The organism is Roseovarius litoreus, from assembly GCF_900142765.1.
In the GTDB taxonomy this organism is placed as follows: domain Bacteria; phylum Pseudomonadota; class Alphaproteobacteria; order Rhodobacterales; family Rhodobacteraceae; genus Roseovarius; species Roseovarius litoreus.
Window position 1 is genome coordinate 295059 of record NZ_FRCB01000004.1, and the last position, 17919, is coordinate 312977.

Sequence of the window (17919 nt, forward strand, 5' to 3'; positions counted from 1 at the left end):
AGTAGCGCAGTGAGGCGGCCCGGCTCAGGGTTGGGCCGCCTCGGCGTCGTTGTCGGACAGGATGAAGCTTGTCAGGCGCGGTGTGCTGTCCCGGTCGGACGGGCGCAGCGCCGTGAGGCTTGTCAGGCGCTGCGGCCAGCCGAGGATCCCGGTTTCCACGCCCACGCCGAAGGCAAAGCCCTGCCCACCGTTCAGGTCGACGCCACCGAGACGGCGGTTCAGCACGATAACCGTGCCGCCCGATCCGTCGATCGGAAATCCGTCGGCGATGGTATCGAGGCTGATGCCATTGCGGATGTCGAAGGTCATGATCCCGCGATTGAAGGCCAGAACCTGCGTATCCGCGACGGTCGACAGCGACTGGTAGGACGTTTCGGCCAGCAGGTCGAAGGTGCCCTGACGGAACCAGACCTTGTTGCCGATGCGGATGTCCCGACCGATCAGAACCGGACCCGCGTGGCTGACATCGCCGGAGCGGATGTAGCCGGTCGTCAGGGTCAGGGTGCCGGTCGAGCCAAAGATGCGGCTGCGATCGGTCAGAAGCGGGCGCGGATTGTCGAAATACCGGCCTTCCGGGATGAACGGGCGCACGCCCGCGCCGACCGAGGCGATGAGCGCCCGCTCGGCAAGGCCACCGGCCGCATCGGTGATGGTCAGGGCGAGCCCGTCCGTGGGGGTGGCATCGTGCAGCATGACATCCACATCGTCACCAACGAGATCCAGGGTGGATTGCGCGCCGACCAGCCCCGCCCAGATGACACTGCCGAGGTTGCGCGTCAGAAGGTCGAGATTGCGGGGCGAGCGCGCCTCGCGCAGACCATAGACATCGGGGTTGACCAGTTGGAGGGCGACCTCGTCGGCCAGATCGATGCGCGACTCGCCGATCATGGTGATGGTCAGGCTGTCGCCCGCGACAAGGCGCAGATCCCCATTGGCGCCGAGGATGCCCAGTGTCATGTTGCCCGGTGCCGAGAGATCGAGGCTGCCCTGGTCGGACAGGGCGAAGCCTGCGCGCAGATTGCCCGTGGTTTCGGCATAGGTCACGTCACCGCTGCCGAAAAGATAGAGGGTGGAGGCATCGGATATATCCGAGCTGAAGGCGCCGCCGGCGGTGCCGCCGATCCGCCCGTCGAGGGCGAAAAGCCGGATGTCGGACCCGGAGATCACCGCGCCATCGGACACGAGATCCCCGAGCGAGGTGGTCAGGACGACAGGCTGGCTGGCCAGCGCGCTGACCGTGCCCACCTGCATCAGGCCGTTGCCGAAGATGTCGATCAGGCCGTCCCGCGCGATGACGCTTTGCAGGTCGATGCCGTCCTGTTCGTTCAGATGCACCGGCCCGGTCGTCACCTCGAGATCCAGTTGATCGAGGGCCACCCCGAGGCCATCGGGACCGAGCGGGACCAGCGCACCCAAGCGCAGCACCGACAGAGCGCCGTCGGCATTGGCCAGCAGCTGCGGACCGGGCTGGCCGGGTGCGATGGACAGGCTGCCGCCCACGGTCAGGTTGAGGGCATCCGGCGTCGCGTTCAGGGTCTCGATCCGCGCAAGGCGCAGGTTGCCGCCCACATCCATGAGGATCGTCCCGGTGCCCGATTGCATCGCGGATCCGGCGGTCTGTTCCATGTCGTTGGTCACCGTCACCTCGAGCGTGCCGTCAAGGCTGTCCACGAGGCTGTTGGCAGCCTGGGTGAGACGGCCTGCCGTCACCGCGACCGGGCCACCGCTGAGGACGCGCGCGCCTTCGGCCATCGCCAAAAGCGTGCCGGCTGTCAGGGTGATCGGCCCGCCATCGGAGTCGACCAGAACGTTTGACCCGAACGAGAGGCCGTTGGTTGTCACAAGCTCGATATCGCCCGAGCGCGACAGGACATTGGCCAGAGCCTCGAACTCATCGGAGCGCAGAAGAATGGTGCCGCCTTCGGTCGTCATGCCGGGGCCAGCCAGCAGCGTCAGGGTGTTGTGTGGTGCGAAGACGTCGATCTGGCCCTCGCCGCCGGCGGAGATGGTTTCGATATCGGTGTCGCGATCGCGCAGACCAAGGACGATATCGCCGTCGAGGGACTGGGCGCGCAGGGTGCCTGCGGTCAGATCCATCCGGCTGTCGGTGCCGATCCCGCCGGGTGTGCCGTTGGCCGAAAGCTCGACACGCTCGGCCGCGATACGGCCGTTCAGGATCGCCGCCGCGGTGAGTATGGCCTCGGCCGGTGTCGTGATGGTGCCGATGGTCATGGCGCCGCCTGCGGTCACCATCACGTCGGAGCCTGCCACGGTCTGCAGGATCCGTGTGATGGCCAGATCGTCACGTTCCAGCACGACGATCGGTGCAGGCGCGGTTCCGGTGCCGGTCATATCGAAACTGGTCAGCGCGGTCAGCAACGGGTTTTCCATGGTGCCGACTTCGCCGCCCGCGGTCAGGGACAGCGTGCCGCCCGTTATGTCGGTTCCGGTGCTGGCCGAGAGGTCGATCCCCTCGGGCGCGACCAGCGACAGCGTGGATGTCGGCCCGAAGATGATCGTGTCCGAGCCGGTCAGGGCAAAGCCGCCCCTGCCGAGGATCAGCCCACCGCCAGCGAGGCGCGCATTTTCAAGCCGCGCATCGCCTTCGGCAATCAGGTAGACATCCCCCACGGTCGTGGTCAGGTCAAGCTCTCCGGCAGGGTCGGTAAGCTCGACCACCAGGGGAGCGAGGGGTAGGCCGATCTCGGTGCCTTCAAGCGTGATGTCGGCAGCGCGCACACGCACCGCGCCGGTGGCGACGGTGTCGGTGATCGCCCCCCCGGCCAGAAGGACGAGCGGACCACCTGAGAAGAGTTCCGCCAGAGGCGCATCGCCGAGCGTGGTCAGGAAGACCCCCGTGCCGCCGCGCGCGATCAGGCTGCCGTCAGTCAGGATATCGAGGCTCAGAAGCTCGTCCAGGGTCCCGATGGAGGCGAAATTGCCCGATTCCAGCAGGATGTTGCGCCCCGTTATGGCGGCGCGGTCGACCGGGCTTGCGTCGAAGATCGTACCGTCCACCTTGATTTCCACATCGCCGGTCGTGTCGACCTGCGCGACCGAAACCGGAACCTCGGAGCCGAGGAAAACATCGCCGGTGGTGGGGCTGACGGTCAGAGTGCCCAGTGGCCGGCCCGATGCGTCCCGCGATGTGGGGGCGATGTTCAGGTCATCGCGGCGGGCAACGGTGATCCGCGTGCCCTCGATGGTGATGTCGTTGCGCTCGGCCCCGGCAAGGACACGCAGATCCTCGGCCCGGTCGCTGCCCACGACATAGGGCTCAAGCAAGGAGCCGATGCCGTTTGCATTGAGCGTGATGTCACCAGCTGCGAGGATGTTCGGGTCTTCGACGCGGATATTGGTATCCCCGGTGCCACGGATCAGACCCGCGCGCAGCCACGAGTCGAGCTCTTCGCGTGTCCAGGACACACCTTCCAGAACCGCGACACGCTCTTCGGCGGTTACGGCATGGCTGTAGGCCGGGTCAAAGGCCGCGTCCGCATTCCACAGATCGTAAAGGGCCTGCCGCTCGGCGACATAGGCCGCGATCCGGGCATCCGACCAGCCATCGGCGCGCAGAGCGGTTTCGGTCGCGGTATCCAGCGTGAAGGTCAGAGGCGCGCCGCCCGCATCGGTGCGGTCCTGCCAATAGGCACGGTAGCTGCGTTCGCGTTCTGCCTTGAGTGCGGCCACCTGTGCGTCGGAGCGCGCCGCGACGGCGGGATCCCCGAAGAGGCCGAGGTCGTTCGACCACAGGTCGAGCAGCTCTGCTTCGGTCCGCAGGTCGCGGCGTTCGATGGTGTTGGCATCGAGCACACGGCCGGACGGCACCGTCAGCGTGACCGATCCGAAGGACGAGGTGACCTCGCGCAGGTTCAGATCGCCCGCTTCGTCAATCAGATCGACATTCCCACGGGAACGGACGGTCAGGCCACGGCCCTCTTCGCGCAGCACCAGAGGTGCAGAGGCGGTGCCGATCGTGCCATTCGTCGAGATCAGTTCGATCGCCGAGCCTTCGACATGCGGGCCAGCGCCCGAGCCGAGGATCGCGCCATCGGCGGTCAGCCGGATCGCCCCGGTCACTGCGCGGGTAGGATCGCTGTCACGCGCCGTTGTACGGGCCGAGAGCACGTTCATGTCGCCCGAAAGCTCGCGCAGGTCGATCCCGGTGAGGGCCGTCGCGGTCAGGGTGGAGCCGGGGGTCTGATCGACCCGGAATTCGGAGCCCATGCCGCCGATCCGTCCGCCGAGACCCGCGAAGGTGGCACTGCCCACATCGACGACAATCGAGGGATCGGTGGTCACAAGCGAGCCGCCGGTCGACTGAATCGTGGTCGTGCCCAACTGGTTGCGCACCGCACCCGCCAATTGCACGTCGCCCACGCTGAGCACGGTCAGCCCGCCGGCATCCGTGCCGTCGAAGCTGATGGCGATGGGATTGTCGGCCTTCAGACGATGTTGATAGAGATGTGTCGTCGTCACCTGCTCAATCGTGGTTTCCTTCACCTCGCCTATGAGGCGCGTGCCTTCGACCTGCGTGCTCAGCACGTCGAGGCGCAACTGCGTCCGCTCGGCTGTCAGGCGATAGGGATCGGTCAGATCGGTCGTCGCCGTCGCGATGTAGGAGCCGCTGTTGCCGGTGAGGACCGCTGGGTCCAGTTCTTTCCTTTCGGTTTCGATCACTTCGCTCTCGACCTCGTCGCCGCTGGCATTGATGGCGATGATGTAGAAGGCGGTTGTCGTGTTCTCGAAGGTGCGCACGACCGTTTCGGCGCGGTTGATGACCAGTTCCTGCCGCTCTTTCGTGGCATAGCTGGCGCTGCGCCCGTCACCCGCGGTGATCGTCGAGACGAGGTTGGTGGGATTGATCCGCGTCGCATCGGTGATGCCGTCGGCGTCGAAATCCAGGTCGATGATATCGAAGGTCTGGTTGTCGAGAACCCGCAGTTCCGATCCGATCCGGCGGTATTCGGTGATGAAGAAGTCCCCGCCGACGGTGCGGCTGGTGTCGGTGATCCGCACGAGGCCCTCGACGCCCTCGGGCGTGTTCGCGCCGGTATCCATCCGGCCCAGCCGGACCGGGCGGGTCGAGTCGTTCACCACGTTGATGGAGCCGAACCCATCGAGGGAGCGGATCTCGCCGCCGCCGGTCGAAAAGACCTTGCCGACGATCTCGACCACGCCGCCCTGCACGACCATCGGATTGACGACGATGGCCCCGGTGGCGTTTCCGTTATCGTCGAGCGCGGTGGGATCGAAGCGCACGAAGACATCGCTTGTGATGTTCGGGTTGCGCACGATGTTGGTGCCGGTGGGGGTGACGATGAAGGGCTCGGAGGGATCATAGAGCATTTCGAGCTTGGTGGTGCCGGCCAGCGTGTCGAGGAAGGCGTCGATGCCGGCGTCGATTTGCACATTGAAGCTGCCGCGCCCGGCCTGGATCAAGCCGTTCACGTTCAGCTGGTCCGCCGAGATATAGACGTTGCGCCCGGCCTGAATGCGGCCCCGGCGCGGTGCAAGTTCGAACCTTGGGAGCCTGCTGGCAAGGCTGGCGGAGATCACGCCGGTATCCGCAAGCTCGGTGCGGACGGTATCCTCGACCTTGTCGAAGAAGCCGTCATAGATCGCTTCCGGGTCGCCGTCGACATGACGGATGCCCAGGGTGAAGCCCTGCAGGAAGTCGCGCCCGGCGCGCAGATCGATGGTGCGCGCCGTGATGTCGTCGCGCACGTCCAGATCGCCTTCGTTCGAGTTGAAGAACGCGAGGCCCGCGACATTGCTGATCGCGCCGCCGACGATGATCGAGCCTTCTCCGAAGGTGACGACCTCGATCTTGGGTTCGCCGCTGCTGGCACCGGAAATCATGGTGTAGCTGTCGGGACCGGGGCGGGTCGGATCGGACAATGCGGTGATCTCGGCCGGGGTGGTCACGGTCACATCGTTGAAGAAGATACGGCCGCCATCGCCGATCGCGATCTCCATGCCCTTGGTGTTGATGAAGCGCGCCCGGTCGCCGTCGCGCACATAGGAATGCACGATGATCTCGGCATTGACCGGCGCATCCAGCGTTCCGGTCGCGGTTCCGTGGACGTAATCCGCGCGCAGAACGATATCGCCCTGGGCTGCGACGATATCCTCGAGATCGAGGAAATCCGCGGTGCCCGAGATGTCGCGCAGCGTCAGGGTCGCAACCTCGGCCTCCCAGGCGGCGACCGCTTCGGCATCCTGGTTCAGGATCGGGTCCGCCAGCAGGCTGTTCAGCAGGTTGATCCGTTCCCGCACCTCGTTGGCGATAGAAACGTTCTCGCGGATCGAGAAGGTGATCCCGTCGACCATGTCGTTGGTATAAGGCCCGATGCGGGCGTTCTGGATGGCGCCATCCTCGTTGATCACGAGGATCTGCTTGTTGCGGGAGCCGGCGCGCACATAGCCGTTCACCAGGATGCCGTCGTTCGACGTGTCACTGGATGTGCCGGATTCGATATCGAGGCTGACGGGTTCGCCGCCGAAGGCCTCGCTGATGGCGGTGCCCAGTTCGGCCAGAACCTCGCGGTAGAGATCCTTGCCGCGGCCATAGCCCACGACCTCGCGCTGGCCCGCCTCGGAGAACAGATAGACGTCGCGCACCGCGACGACCCTGGCGCCCTCTTGCACGTCGATGATCGATGTGGTGTTGGCCACCGCATCAGCCGCCGGGTCCGACGGGATCGGGATGGCGGTCTTGTTGAAGAGCCGCGTCTCGGCGCGCAGGTCAACGGTTTGTGTCCCGTTCGCGCCATAGCCCGCACCGATGCGGATATCGCCAAGGCTCTGCACGTTGGCGCCATCCTGAAGCACAACCCGGTTGTCGGAATTCAGCGTCACAGCGCTGGTCCCGGTCGCAGCACCGGCGAGACCGTAGGAATTGGCGTTCACCTCGGCGGTGAGGGCGGCGTCACCACCGGCCCGCAGGGTTATGTCATCGAGTGCAAGAAGATCGGCGCTGCCGATGGTCAGGGTCGCATCGCTGGCGATCACCTCGATGCGCGAGACGCCACGCGGCGTGGCGATGGCGCCGCCTGCATCAAGATTGAGGCTGTCGACAACCGACAGCACATTGCGCGCCGCCAAAGCGAAAATCTCGGCGCTGCCGCGGGTTCCGCTCTGAATGATGGATGCGCCGTCATCCACGGTGAGATCCGTGCGGACTGCCAGTTCGAGGTCGCTGGCCATGGCCGCCGCGTCGAACACGCCGCCGGAACCCGACTGCATGTTGAACCCGTCTTCGGGCCGGTTGACCGCGTTGGTGGCCGTGATCTCGATCGCGTCTGCCGTGATCGCGACGCCTGCGCCCAGAGTGGCCGCGACGGTGCTGTCGACGTTCCCGCGCGCGATGGCACCCGAATTGCCCAAGGCTGCCGCACTCGTGGTATCCACAAGGCTGGCCAGCGTCTGCACCTGTCCGGTGCTCAGGGCCACGGTTTCAAGCCCGTCGAAGAGAACCGCCGCGCTTTCGCCAAAGCTTGCGCGGGTCCGCGTTGCCGCTGTCGTGATGGCCTCGGAGGCCGAACCGGCGGCGACCCCGCCAGACCCCGACACCGCCTTGACCGTGGTCGAGGTGTCGTTCGTCGTGTCGATCACGACCCCCTTACCGGTGAAGGTGGCATCATCGACCACAAGATCGACACGGGCGAGGCGGTCGTCTGCGGCCAGCGCCACATCCTGATTTTGTCCGGCTTGCGCAATAGTCCGGCCCAAGGCCAGAACACCGCCCGCAGCGCCGGTGGCATCTGCGCGCGCAAGGACATCCGACGCACCTGTGACGATGGTCGTTTCGTTCGATGCCTCGAAATTACCCGCAATCCGGGCGGCAATGGCGTGGTTCGTCCAGGCCGAGGACACCGCGCCGTTCCCGGCGAGGAACCCGCCCGAAGCGGAGGTCGAGAACGCCGCGGACGTGTCGAACGCATGCCCGCGCAGCCCGGTGACCAGGATGATGTCCTGTGCCCGGATGCTGGCATCGATCTGGCTGTCGAGTGTCACGCGCATGTCGGATGTCGCCACACTTGCGCCGATGGCAAGGCCGCCCGCCGCGATGCCGTTCGCCCGCGCCTCGGCGGACACGGCGCTTTCGTTGGCGATGCGCACCGTGCCGGCCTCGATCGTGGCCCCATCGGCAGTGAGGGTGCCTGTCGCCTCGGCGGTCGCGGTCACGACGACCGAATTCAGGCCGCCGCCGATCCCACCGGAACTGCCGTCGCCCGCAGCGGTCACGCGGCTGGTATCGTCGGCCTCGACCGTCACATCCTCGGCGTTGATGCGGGTATCGGCGATGTCGATATTCGTGCCGCCCGAAAGGCTGGCCGAAGAGACGACAAGCCCGGCACCGCCTGCAAGCGACAGGCTTGCATTGGTGACATCGACCGAAACCGTGCCGCCCCGGGTGGCCAACAGGCTGACGTCGTTCGCCCGTCCGCCGGCATAGCCGCCGATCCCGGCGCCCGGGCCGAAGGTCAGCCCCGACGTGCCGTTCACGGTGGTGGTCACGACGCCGACGCCCACCGCGTATCCCGCCGAGGCAGTCAGGGTATAGCCGGTCGCGGTCAGCAGGTTCTCGGCGTCGATCCCGCTGTTGTTCGCCAAGACGGTGACATCACCATCCGCGCGAAGGCGGGCATTGGCGCCAAGGTCGACACCCACCGATGTGGACAGGTTCGAGACACCGACGCCGCTGGTGCTGCCGCCGAAGATCGCGGCGGACAGGCCGCCGGTCGTCTGGATGACGGATGTGCCCGCATCGGCGCGCAGGCTCAAGTTGCCCCGGGTTTCCAGCAGCACGTCATTGCCAAGCAGGATCGACACGGAATCGCTGCTTGCCGGCCCATTCAGAGAGATGGACTGGCGTTCCGCCGCCAGCGAAGCGCGGCTGTCGTCCGCCCCGGCAAAGACCATCAGGCCGCCGGCGGTGTTCTGGCGCTCCTCTTCGGTGAGGCCCGGCTCTTCGGCGCGGAGGTCGGAGGCGAATTCGTCCTGCGCTCCGTTCAGGAGGATATCGCGGTTGCCCGCCGTATCTTCGGCGCGCGCGCCCATGTCGATCACGCCAAGCGCTGCGTTCACGGCAAAGGCCGCGCCGCCAAGCGCCACGACCGACGAGGTCACCCGGCGTTCGGACAATGCTTCGATGGTCAGGTTCTGGATCGAGGCTGCGGGATCGCTCAGGCGCGCCGTGCCGGGATCGGCCTCGATCCGGGTGTTGTCCCCGACGACGACCCGCGTCGTGCCGGCGAAGCGCGCGTAATCCAGAGAGGCCCCGCCACCCAGGGCGCCCACGCCAAGGGAACCGGCCATGCCGGTGATCGAGACAACGTCCCGCGCCTGCAGCTTGAGTTCCGAGTCAGCCCGGAGGGATTCGTTTGCGCCGATCTCGATCAGAGTGGTTGAGGTCACGACGCCCACGTTCAGAGCCAGGGCCAGCGTTGCACCGCCAGCGGCGCCCGAGACCGCCTTGCCGTCAAGCATCATGTCGCTATGGGCCGTCACCGACATTTCGCTGCCCGCTCTGAGCGTGCTGTCGAGGAACGACTCGCCCCGGCCCACCGACACGCGAGACAGCGAATCGAACACCGTGACCTGCACGCCGCCCGAGGCGCCCACGGCACCGCCCGCAGCAGCACCGACCACGGCCGTGCTGTCGCTGTCGACATTGGAGGCAATGGTCAGGCGACGCCCAGCCGTGATGGTCGCGCCATCGAGATCGACCAGCGCCTGAGCGCCCAGAATGCTGACCCCGGCATTGGCCGCCGCGCCGACGAAGCCGCCCGCAAGGCCAAGCGTCACCGCTGTCAGTTCGGTCGTCGCGCGGGCGTCGAGCGTGATGTCGCGCGCGGCGTCGATCCGGGCTTCGCGGGCCTCGATCCCGGCCAGCGAGCGCGAGACCAGCGTTCCCGAGCCCGCGCCGACGCCGGCCTTGCCGCCGACCGCCACATTGGCGGTGAGAACCGTGGCCGTGCTGGTGGTGTTCGCGGTGATCCGCACATCCTGACGGGCATTGGCGGCATCGGTGCCCAGAAGCCCGGCAAGGCCCGTGGCAGGGGCATTGATCCAGACCTGAGCGCTCCGCTCGCCGGTGCCCAGTTCGATCCGGGCATCATCCTCGATCAGGTTCAGCGACATGAGCGCCGCGACACCGGCAATGCCGCCGACCGCGCCATTGGCGGTCAGCATCGAGATCGTCGCATCGGCACTGGCATCGATCACCACGCCGAACCGTTCGGCGCCATCCCGGTTCACGCCGGTATGGCCAAGTCCGGTGATCCGCGTATTGCCCGAGACGGCGATGCGCACATCGTTGCGCAGGGTATTGACCGTGGCGCTTGCCCCGACACCGGCGGTGCCGCCGCCTGCGAAGCTGATGTTCAGGCCGGGATCTTCCTCGGAGCCGCCCTTGAGGCGGATGATGTTGCTGGCATCCGCCGCCAACAGGACCGATCCGGCTGTGATGATCTGGCTGCCTTCTCGCACCGCCCCCGGCACCGGGGGAGTCGTATCTCGGACCAGCAGCTCTACAGTGTTGAGCGCAGAGTTGCCGATGCCCGTGCCGGTGATGCCCACAGTGCCATCGAGGGCGCCCGCGATGCCGGCGCCTGACAAGGTCCCTTCGGCAAGGGCGGTCAGGACAATCGGCCCCTGGGCCTGCAGGTAGGAGCCGTCGATATCCGTCCGGATCGTCTGACGCGCCACGTTGGTGCCGATCGCAAGGCCCACGGCGCCTGAAGCGCCCACGGCGACAGCCCCTGCACTTGCCGCGAGGTCCGCGCCGCCGGTCGCGGCAGCGCTGATCGTATCGGCCAGCACGGTGCTGTCGCGCAGCGTGGTACCCACGGCCCCGTCGGCCACGTTCACCACGAAGGATCCCGCAAAAGTGCCGCCAGCCCCACCGCCGAGCGCCGCTGCGGCGCCCCCGACGATCTGATCCTGCCGGGCCGAAAGCTGCACGGCGCCCGCGCCCGCAAGATCGGCGGCGACTCGGGTATCGACGCGGATATCGGACAGCTCCACATCGGTATCGTCAGACAGGATGTTGACCGCGATGGCCCCGCCGATCCCGGCGGTCCCGCCAAGGCCCACGGCCCCGGCGATCGATGAAATCAACCCGAACTGCGTGGTGTCCAATGTCAGGTCGTGACCCGCCATCAACAGCGTCGCCTGCCCGCCTGCAAGGCTGCTGGCAATGCGCGCATCGGCTTGCCGGTTCATCACGTTGAGCGAGATCGAGCCGGCGCCGCCAATCGAGCCGGACGCCCCCCCGGAGACCCCTATCGTCTCGACACTGCCGTCCTGCGAGGCGGTGACGGTCACGTCACCCTGGGCTGTCGTGATCTCGTCCGCGGGCAGGATAAGCTCGGCTTCTGCCTTTCCGAACAGGAGGTTGAGCGCAAGACCCGCGCCTGCCCCCCCGGTGGTGCCTGCACCCGTCGCCCCGGCGAAGGACCGGGTCCCCCCGGTCTGGGTGGCGGTGATCGACAGATCCGGAACAGTGGGCGCCGCGCCAGCCAATTCGAGCCGCGCGCGGACCAGATCGTCGGTGTCGAGCTCCAGCCTTAGTTGTTCGCGGAAGATGCTGACATCACCGCGTCCCGTCACGTTGTCCGCCACATTCGAAAGCGCAGAATCGCGCGCCTCGCTGATCGCGGTCTCGGTCAGGGACAGAGGATCCTCGCCGGGTGCGGAGCCCGGCAACGGATCAACGGACGGGCCGTCCGCCGCCACGCGACCGATCTGGGTATAGACGAGCGATCCGGTGACACCGGTGCCACCCGCGCCCGCGGCGCCGGACGCGGAAATGGCGTCGATCGCCGCCTCATCCGACGCCTCGATGCTCAGCGAACTGCCCGAGATGCCGCCACCCGCAGCGGTATCGACCACATCCGCCGTCACGGCGCCGGTGATCGAGGCCACGCTCAGCGCGCCGCCGACCGCGTTGGTCCCGCCGAAGGCCGCGCTGCCTGACAGGATGTCGATACTGCCGCCACGGCCCGCCAGAACGCTGACATCCCCGGTCCCGGCGTCAAGCCGGGTTCCGGTTGCCGCCGCGCGGGTCTCGTTGCTGATACCACCGATGGCGATGGAGCCGGCAAAGGCATTGGTCCCACCGGCCGCAAGGCCGACCGCCGCAGTTTCGATGCCGGAGTCGTTGCGCGCCGAGAGGCTGACGCCCTGCCCCGTCATGCTGCCGCCGCTGGCGGCGACACTCGTGTCATGATTGATGAAATTCGCCGCCGCCGCACCGCCGACGCCGGTGCCGCCCGCGCCAAGAGCGGCGCCGCCTGCAAGGCTGCTGATCGTGGCGGTGTCGCTGGCCAAAAGGCTGACCGCCCCGGGCGCGTCCAGCGTCGCGTCGGTTGCGGTGATCCCGGTCGTTGCCGTTGTCACGTTGACCGTCAGCGCGCCGCCGATCGAGTCCGCGCTCGAGGCGGAAATGCCCGCCGCGAGCGAAGCGATCTCGCCTTGCGCCGTCGCGGCGACGGTGATCGCGCCGTCGTTGCGGGTGGAGAGGGACGCGTTGTTCAGGTTGACGAGCGTATCGTTCGACGGAAGCAGGTTCACCGTCATGCCGGCCCCTGCGGCCGCGCGCCCTGCGGCTGCCGCACCACCGGCGAGGCTGTGGATCGTGCGCGCGCCGGTTGCCGTGGCGATGATTTCAGCCGCGTCGACAACCGAACTGCCTGCCAGCGAGGCGATGGAATCCGCATTGACCGTATTCACGGACAGGCCAAGCCCCGCGGCCTCGCCGGTCAGCGCCGCAGCACCTGCGACGGCGATGGCCGTGATGGTGCTGTCGCTGTCTGCCGTGATCTGCACCGCGCCCAGTTCCGGGCCTGTGTCGCCTTGCGAGATCGTGGCCCCCTCGGCCCGGGCTTCGGTGCCCGCGACGATGGTGTTGACCGAAAGTGCTGCGCCAACGGCATTGCTGCGCCCACCCGCCAAGGCGCCGGACAGCGCGAATATGATGTTGCTCTCGTCGGCGGTGACGGTGAGGCTTTCGGCCTCGATGCTGCGCGGGGCCGGACCTGCCTCGATCAGCGCGCGTGCGCCGCCGGAAATGGTGTTGACCGTGATCGAGCCGGCCAGACCTGTCTGACCGACACCTGCGGTGGTGCCGAAGCCGAAGATCGACTGGCTGCTGGTGGCCATGAGCGACAGAGCGCCGGTCGATACGTCGCCGGTGCCCGTGATCCGGGACAGCGCATTGCGGGCGACCGTGTTCACGGCGATGCCCACACCCACGCCATAGCCTTGGGTCGCGTCCATGTTGACGCCAACCGCGCCGGCGACGCTGACCGTGACCGACTGATCGTCGGCGTTGAGGCTGAGACTGTCGGACGCGATCTCGACGTCGCGCAACTCCGACAGCGTTTCCCCCGTCAGGACCGCCACCGACACCGACCCGGCCAGTGCCAGATCCCCGCGCGAGGTTCCGGCGCCGCCCACGGCGATGTTGACCAGCATGGATTCGTCGGTTGCGTCGATGCTGACCGCGCCGGCATCGACAGTCGCACCTTCGATGCGCGCCTGCAGGCGGCGTTCGTCGACATGGACGGCAAAGGCACCGGCCAGGGCGTTGGTATCCTTCTGCGATCCGAGGCCCGAGGCGACGGAACCGCCCACGTTGATCATGGTCGCCGTGCTGCCTGCGGTCAGCGACAGCGCGCCGTCGAGATTGACAAGCCCCGTGGTGCGCAGGCTCGCCGTGGTTTCATTCTGCAGAGCGAGGTTCACCACCGCAGCACCCGACACGGCCCATCCCGAGGTCTGGCGGTTGCCGTCGGCATCCGCCGGCTGAGTGGTCTGCGCCTGTTGCTGGGCGGCGTCGTCTTCCTCGTCGGAGAAGAGCCAGCTGGGGATGATCATGTCGTCATCGGAATCGTTCGGCGGCGGCGTGGTGCCTGCGGCCGGGTCTGGCTTGCCGACGACCTTGGTTCCCGCGACCGCCACCGTGATATCGAACGAGGCGTTGGTGGCCGTGATCGTGAGGGTGTCCGCGTCGATCACCGCATCGGTGGGCAGGACGAGCGGCGCCTCAACCAGTGCCGGGCCGATCCCGGCCCATGTCCGACGGCTGGAGAAGTTGAACACGCCCGAGGCGCCGACGCCCACGTTTTCCGATCCGCTGATGGCACCCGCGCTGGCCCATGTCACCGAATTGTCGGTGGCCGTGATCGTTACATCCTGCGCCACGATGCGCGCGGCCTCGCCGATGCGGGCCATGGTTTCAGCGTCGGCGACATGCGCCGCGACCGAGGCATTGATCGCCACATCCGCGCCCTGCCCGCCCGAATAGACGAGGCTGGCCGTGAGATTCTTGGTCTCGGCCGTCACGTCGAGATCACCCGAGGTCACCGTTACCTCGGCGCCGTTCTCGATCTCGGCGCGCACGTCGCTTGCCGTGCGGCTGAAGAAGATGCCGCCGCCGATGGCGTCATTGACCTTGGCCGATCCCCCAAGCGGGTTGCTTCTTGGCAGGTTCGTCACATGCAGGAACACCGCCTCCTGCAGCGCGGTTACGCTGGCCGCATCGGTGAGGTTGAGCACGGCGCCTTCGCGCACCACCGCCTCGGTCACGTTGTCGGTGTTGAAGATGGTCAGGGTGATGCCAAGCGCGAGACCCTGTTCCTCGCCGGGCACGACCACGCGATCGGCGGCGACTTGCGCCTCGCCCTTGGCTTTCGAATCCGTCGTGAGGTAGGTCAGCGGGTTGACGATGTCGAGGAACCCGGCGAGGTCGGGCGCCGGGGGCTGCTCGGGCTCGGGCGGATCGGCGGGGCCGCCGGTGCTGACCGGGCTGTAATTCGTGACCTGATCGACATAGGTCTGCCACTGGTTCAGCAGGCTTTGCCATGGGTTCGTGTTCGGATAGCGCGTGACCGCGTCGACCGAAGCGGATGCCGCGGTGACGGTGGCGTTCGGCCCGATCTCGGCCAGAGTTTCCCCGGCAAGCGAGGAAATCGACAGGTTCAGCATCAGCGCGGTGGAAAACCGGCCCAGAAGCTCGTCCTCGCCGATCTCGGCCAAGCCGCGTGCTCGCAAGCGATCATTCTCGCGGTCAAGCTGGCGCCGCAGCGCATCGGTCAGCTTGCCGAAGGCGGCCGATGTGGAGCGGGTCAGCGACCCGCCGCCTTCGCTGCCACGGTCGGCAAAGCGGTAGGCGGCGTTCACGGTCACGGCGCCGCTGGCCGTGACGTTCGTCGCCCCCAGAGCGACCGGCGCCGCCGTAAGGTCGTCGATGTCGCGATAGCTGCCGCCAAGCGTGGCAAAGGCATTGTCATCGCTGAGCTGGAAATCCACCGCGACACCCATCCCGAAATGCGGCTTGCGCGCGGGATCGGGGGTCTTGCCGGTGGCTCTTTGCTGAATGGTCTGGGCAAAGCCGGTTGAATTGCTTGAATTGGCGCGACTGCGCGCGACGGCCCGCGACAGGCTGCCGAGGCCCAGGGTGGCCGTGGTCACGCGCGTCGAGTCGAAGAAAAGCTGCTCTGCCGCGATGGCGACATCCCCGTTATTGGCGGTGATGGTGCCGCCGATGGCGGCTTCGGTCAGCGACTCGGAATAGTCGACATTGATCCCGATCGACACCTCGCCTTCCATCCCGGAATTGGCGATCACGGTGGAGGACACGTTGCGCCCGGTAAAGGCGCCAGCCGTGATCCCCCCCGCAGAGGTCAGGCTTCCGCCGTCGACACGAAGCTGGTTCGCCAGATTGCGGACCGAGACGGCGACCCCGAGGGCCACATCCTGACCAAAGGCCTTCTTGGCGGTGATGCTGATGGTCTGGTTCTCGCTGGCAGTCGCGGCCAGGCGCAGGTTGCCCGCATTGGTCAGCAGGTCACTGTCGGTGATCTGCACCGCCGATACGGTCTTGGTGCTGGACACGGCCACGTCAATGGCAAAGGAAAACGGAGCGATGTTCGTTTCGGTCGCGGAATGGGAATGCACGACCAGCGTATCTGTCGACAGGTCGACTTCGGAGGGCAGACGGATGCTAAGCTGATAGGCATCGTCGAAAATAAGGCTGTCGAGGACCGAATCCGCGGTCAGGAACCTGTATGTGTCCTCGCGCAGCCCCTCGGCCATGAGGAAGCCGTTGTCGGCGAATTCCGCCGTTGGATCGGTGATGCTGGCGCCGATGGGTGTCCAGTTGCCATCGGCCGTGAGGGTGCTGTCGGTGATCGCGACCCGCGCGTCGGAGGTCAGGATCTTGATCTGCAGCGGCACGAGATCGTTCACCGAGGTGATCGCGCGGTTCGCGACGGTTTCGTAGGTGTTCAGCAGGTTGTCGAACATCTGTTCGAATTGCTCGTCGGTGGTGCTGGCCTCCATGTCTGCGACCTGGTTCGCCTCCAGGGTCTCGTTCAGCTCGTCGCCGAAGATGCTGCTGGCGCGGGCCACGGCGGACACGATGACCGATCCGCCGGCGATATCGGCGTCGGTGATGGTGACCCTGGCCACTTCGGTATCGGGATCGACGGCCCAACGCGCCCCGGTGGACACGTTGCGCGCGCTCACCAGCACAAGCCCGCCATTGCCGTCGCCGGTGCCCTGTGCGTTGAGGCGGGCTCCCGGCTTGATCTCGATGTCTTTCGAGGAGATGACGAGATCCCCCGCCGCGCCGCCGGCGCGGGCGGTCGAGACTTCCATCGTGGCGAAATCATTGCCGATCGCCACCGAGGTCGTGCCGCGAATGCCAAGGGATCCGCCGTTTGTCGTCAGGCTGCGCGCAAGATCGACCGTGTCGCCGACGAGGAAGGTCTCGCCCGAGCTGCCGGGGCTGCCGGTGTCGGTCACGATGCCCGCGCCCGAGGTCGTGCCAGTGGTCAATGTCCCATTGGCGCGAAGGGCCACGAAACCGCCCGCCTCGGCGGTGGAGCGCGCGACGATCTGAAGGCCGGGTTCGAGGATCGCGTTTCCTTCGGTGAACATCATCACCGATCCTGCAGGACCGCCCCCGTTGCTGACATCGAATATGCCGCCCGCCTGCAACTCACCTTCGGCGATGACCTCGATCAGGCCACCATGTGGTGCAAATCCCGCCGACGAGCCACGCGCGCTGGCATTGCCGGATACGCGGGACGAGCCACCCGAGACCAAACGGATCACGCCGTCACGGCCGATATTCACGCCGCCTGCGGTGGGCACGCCCTGCAGGTTGACCGACGGGCTGATCCGGCCGGGGGAGACACCGCTCTGAACATCGAGCCGTCCATCCACGATCATCCGGGCGCCCGCGCGCATGTCGAGCCGGGTTGCATTGATCCGGCCCTGAATGTCGATCTCGCCTGTCGCGGACAGGGGTTCGTTCCCGGCGAACAGAATGTTGCTGACCGATCCGATGCCATTCGCCTCGTTGCGCAACTGGTCCATGAAACCGGAGGTCGGCGTACTGAGCGTCAGCTGGCCGGCATTGATGACGCCGGTCGAAGAGACGACGAAGCCATCCGAATTCAAGAGGTAGGTATTGCCGCCGATGGTGGAGGCCGCGGGTGATCCGAGACGGGCATTCAAGGTTCCGGCAATCGTCGACGTGCCGCCGGAGATGATGTTGACCAGCGCTGTGGTCCCGAGAGGCTGGTATAGATTGACCGTGTTTCCCGCGTTCACGTTGAATTGCGAGAACTGGTTGAAGGCCACGCCGCCCCGAATATTCGAGGTGGTGACATCCGAGACGAGGCCTGCGGTCGCAACTGTCGTGTCGGGCGTTGCGGCGACAACCTGAGCCTGCGCGGGAAGGGGAACCGCCCCTGCCACCAGCGCGAGTATCGACACCGACCCGACAGCATTTCGCAACACCGGCAAGACGCGCGCGCTGCGAGGCGCCTTGTCGATGGGACGGGCTTTCCTGCTGGTCTTGCTCTGTGTCATGGCGGACCTCCGGGTCGTCGCAAAGAT

General features: G+C 66.8%; 1 protein-coding gene. It reads right to left on the reverse strand.

The annotated features are described in order from the left end of the window. Nucleotides 1-24: 24 nt before the first annotated feature. Nucleotides 25-17892 carry a leukotoxin LktA family filamentous adhesin gene (locus F3H35_RS10065; RefSeq protein WP_149779474.1) on the reverse strand — a complete coding sequence of 5956 codons (17868 nt, stop codon included), beginning with the start codon at nucleotides 17890-17892 and terminating at the stop codon, nucleotides 25-27. Between the last annotated feature and the right edge of the window lie 27 nt (nucleotides 17893-17919).